We start from the raw sequence: 4,194 nt of genomic DNA, 5'->3' as shown, positions 1-4,194 counted from the left end.
CCCAGGCCGGAGGCGGGAGCAGGACGCGCTGTTCGGTCACTTCCGTTCGGTCACCGAAGGGCTCAAGGAGCTGAAGCTCAACCGGGAGCGGCGGGCCGCGCTGATCGACGGTGAGCTGACCGCCACGGCGTCCGCCTACCGCCGGCACAGCGTCTTCGGCCTCTCCGTCTACGAGGGCGCCACCGGTGGCGGCCAGGCGGTCTTCTTCGCCTTCATCGGCCTGCTGCTGTTCGCCTTCCCCGCCTGGTTCGCCCTGTCCGACCAGACGCTCACGTCGTGCGTGCTGATCCTGCTCTTCGCCGTCTCCAGCCTTCAGGGCGTCCTCGTCTGGTTCCCCGCGCTGGGCCGGGCGTCGGTGGCCCTGGGGAAGATCAAAGAGCGGCTCGCGGAGCTCGACGCGGGTCTCGGCGGGCCGGGCGCGGGGCGGGCGCCCGCCGTGCCGAACAGCAGGGTTCCGGCCGCCGCGGGCCGGGCGGGCAACGTCTTCGCCGGGTGGCGAAGCATCGCCTTCCGCGGGGTCAGCCACGTCTACCCCGGACCGAAAGGCGAGCAGTTCGTGCTCGGCCCGCTGGACTTCGAGTTCCGGCGCGGCGAGATCCTCTTCGTCGTCGGCGCCAACGGCAGCGGCAAGACCACCCTGGCGAAGGTGCTCACCAGCCTGTACGAGCCGGAGAGCGGCGCGATCCAGGTGGACGGCACCCAGGTCACCGCGGCCAACCGGGAGGACTACCGCAACCTGTTCTCCGCCGTGTTCTCCGACTTCCACCTCTTCGACAGCCTGCTCGGGCTGCCGGCGGGGGAACAGGCCGCCAAGGCGCAGCGGTACCTGGAGCGCCTGCAACTGGACCACAAGGTACGCGTCGACGGGGACCGCTTCTCCACCACGGCGCTCTCGCTCGGGCAGCGCAAACGGCTGGCGTTGCTGGTGACGTACCTGGAGGACCGCCCCTTCTGCCTCTTCGACGAGTGGGCGGCCGACCAGGACCCGGTCTTCAAGGACTTCTTCTACCGGGAACTGCTGCCGGAGCTGCGGGACCGGGACAAGGCCGTCGTGGTGATCAGCCACGACGACCGCTACTTCGACGCCGCCGACCGGCTCGTCCGGCTCGACTACGGCCAGATCAGGGAGGAGGAGGTTCCCCGTGGACAGTCGGTGGCTGGGCGGTCAGGTGTGGAATCCGGACGCTGACGTCCGCCTGTTCTGCCTGCCGTACGCAGGTGGCGGCGCGGCGGCGTTCCGGGGCTGGCAGCGCGCCGCGCCACCCGGGGTCCAGGTGGTGGCGTTGGAGCTGCCCGGCCGGGGCACCCGGCTGCAGGAGGCGCCCTTCCTGCGCCTCACCCCGCTGATCCGGTCCCTCGCCGACGCGCTGACCGGCGCGCTGGACCGGCCGTACGCGCTGTTCGGGCACAGCATGGGTGGTCTGCTCGCCTTCGAGCTGGCCCGGGCGCTGCGCCGCCGCCCGGTGCGCCAGCCGGAGCACGTGTTCGTCTCCGCCGCCGCGTCGCCGGACTCCCCGTCGTCGCGGCCGCTGCTGCACTGCGCCGCCGACGACGAGATCCGCGCGCACCTGGCGAAGCTGGGCGGCACCCCGCCGGAGGTGCTCGACAACGCCGACCTGATGCGGCTGATGCTGCCCGTGCTGCGGGCCGACTTCTCGGTGCTGGAGACGTACGAGCACCGCCCCGAGCCGCCGCTGGCGACGCCACTGACGGTGCTGGGCGGCCGGGGGGACCGGATCGTGCCGCCGAGGGCGCTCGACGGGTGGCGGCGGCACACCTCGGCCCGGTCGCGGCTGTGCCTGTTCCCCGGCGACCACTTCTTCCTCCACGGCGCGCGGGCCGAGGTGGTGGCGACGGTGGCGCGGGATCTCGCCGCCGTCGTACCGCCGCCGTGGGTGTCCGGCGCCGCCGACCGGTACCACCACCGACCGCCCCCGACCACAGCCGCCGCCGTACCCGCCCGGAGCGGGCCGCCGGTGGACCGGAACCCAGGAGACGAGACATGACCCCCCTCGACCCGGCGGTGGACGCGGCCGACATCGAGCCGTTCACGCTGCTCAGTCCCCGGGACCGGGCGATCGTCCCGGCCGGCGTCAGCGACGCCTATCCGCTGCCCGACGTACCGGCCGACCTGGTCGCGCAGGCGTCGGCGTTCACCGAGGTCGACCTGGACGGCCGGCGGATCGAGGACCCGGCCCCGTTCGCGCCGGAGCGTTTCGCCTCGGCGGCCGAGGCGGTGGTGCGCGCGCACGAACTGCTCCGTTGCTCGACCGACCCGTCCGGCGGCACCGAGCCGCTGTACCTGGCGCATCCGGACGCCACGGTCCCGCTGGCCCGGCACGACCACCGCAGCGTCGACGCGGACAAGCGCGACACGATGCTCGCCGCGCTGCTGGAGACCGAACGGGCCACGCCGTTCGACCCGGCCGCCGCCGGGGCGCTGCGGCTGACCGTGATCCTGGAGACCGAACAGACCTGGACGCTGCTGGTCGCCGCGCCCCGGGCGCTGAGCTGCGTGGCCGACCCGGCGGGCATCCTCGCCGAGCTGCTGCGCGCCTATTACGCCGCGGCGCCGGTCACCGCCACCCGGCACGCGCCCTGCGTCGCGGACGCGCTCGACGCCGCCGCCGACTTCGAAGGCGAAGAGTACTGGACCCGGGCGCTGGCCGGCGGCTCCTGCGCCCTGCCCGGCGGCTGGGGCGGCGCGGCCGGGAGCACCGAGCTCACCGTCGACCTGGCCGGGATGTCCGCCGGGCTGGCCGTGCTCGCCGACGCCGCCGGGGCGCCGCTGTCCACTGTGCTGTTCGCCGCCCACCAGACCGTGCTCGGCATGCTCGGCGCCGAACCCGCCGGGCACACCGACGCCACCCTCACCCCGCACGGCGGCGCCGCGCGCCCGGACTGCGAGCGACTGCTGCACCGCGTGGTGCGGCCCGTGCCGACGGCCGCCCGCGCGGCGACCTGGCGGGCGCTGGTGCGCGACGTGGCCGCCAACGAGCGTGGACCCACCGGCTCGCGTACCGGCCGGTCACCGGCGGGCCGGGGCAGGGGCAGCACGCCCTTTTCGAGTGGGACCCGGCCGCCGGCCTGCCCGGTGAGCCGCTGCCCGGCCTGCCGGCCGACCGGGACGGGTACGGCCTGCGGGTCACCGCCGGGCCGGACCGCCTGCGCCTGCGCGTCGCCGGGGAGACAGTCGACCCCGGGAACGCCCGCCGGCTCGCCGCGCTCTACCGGGAGGTGCTGGTGGCGATGGCCGCCGACCCCGACGGTGACGCCGGGCGCACCTACCTGCCGGCGGACGAGCGCGACGCGGTGCTGCGCGACTGGGCCGTCGCGGAGACGGCGCCCCGGGGCGACGTGACCGTGGTCGACCTGATCCGGGCCCAGGCCGACGCCACTCCGGACCGGATCGCCGTCCGGGTCGGCGACACGCGGCTCACGTACCGGGAGCTGATGCGGCGGGCCAACCGGCTCACCCACCACCTGCTCGACCTCGGCGCCGGCCGGGACACCCTGGTCGGCGTGTGCCTGGGCCGCACACCCGACCTCATCCCCGCCCTGATCGCGGTCTGGCAGTCCGGGGCCGGCTACCTGCCGCTGGATCCGCAACTGCCGGCGGAACGGCTGCGCTACATGATCGAGGCGGCCGGCAGCCCGGTGGTGGTCACCTCCACCGTCGAGCAGGCCACCCTCACCGGCCTGTACGACGGCGTCCTGGTCCTGGTCGACGCGGACGCGGCGGCCGTCGCGGCCCGGCCCGACACCCCGGCGACCGTGCCGATCGACCCGGCCCAGCTCGCCTACGTCATCTTCACCTCCGGCTCCACCGGGCGGCCCAAGGGCGTGCTGGTGCCGCACGCCGGCCTGGCCAACTATCTGCTCTGGACCGTCGGCGCGTACGCCGCGCACGGCCCCGGCGGCGCCCCGGTCTTCTCCTCGATCTCGTTCGACCTGGGCATCCCGAACATCTTCACCCCGCTGATCACCGGGGAGCCGGCGCACCTGCTGCCCGAGCCGCTGGACACCGCCGACCTCGGGGCGCACCTGCTCACGGGCGCGCCGTACAGCTTCATCAAGATGACCCCGGGCCACCTGGACCTGCTCACCTGGCAGCTCACCGGGGAGCAGGCGCGGGACCTGGCCGGCATGGTCATCGCGGCCGGGGACTCGTTCACCGCGGCGCTGGCCGAACGC

The 4,194-nt window shown here is 74.9% G+C and carries 4 protein-coding genes; all 4 read left to right on the top strand.

Going from position 1 to position 4,194, the window contains the following annotated elements:
* Positions 1-1,189, top strand: a 1,189-nt coding sequence (locus tag KBX39_RS24900; protein WP_210872780.1) for a cyclic peptide export ABC transporter, incomplete at its 5' end; no start/stop codon positions are given.
* Positions 1,143-2,006 carry a thioesterase II family protein gene (locus KBX39_RS24895; RefSeq protein ID WP_113973032.1) on the top strand — a complete coding sequence of 288 codons (864 nt, stop codon included), beginning with the start codon at positions 1,143-1,145 and terminating at the stop codon, positions 2,004-2,006. The genes KBX39_RS24900 and KBX39_RS24895, both read left to right, overlap by 47 nt.
* Positions 2,003-3,361 carry a hypothetical protein gene (locus tag KBX39_RS24890; protein ID WP_210872778.1) on the top strand — a complete coding sequence of 453 codons (1,359 nt, stop codon included), beginning with the start codon at positions 2,003-2,005 and terminating at the stop codon, positions 3,359-3,361. The genes KBX39_RS24895 and KBX39_RS24890 overlap by 4 nt, the downstream gene beginning before the upstream one ends.
* Positions 3,250-4,194, top strand: a 945-nt coding sequence (locus tag KBX39_RS24885; protein WP_210872776.1) for an AMP-binding protein, incomplete at its 3' end; no start/stop codon positions are given. The genes KBX39_RS24890 and KBX39_RS24885, both read left to right, overlap by 112 nt.

It is taken from the genome of Micromonospora sp. D75 (genome assembly GCF_018070405.1).
Classification (GTDB): Bacteria; Actinomycetota; Actinomycetes; order Mycobacteriales; family Micromonosporaceae; genus Micromonospora; species Micromonospora chalcea.
Note: the sequence above shows the minus strand (reverse complement) of the source record. Positions and strands in the feature narration are given on the sequence as shown.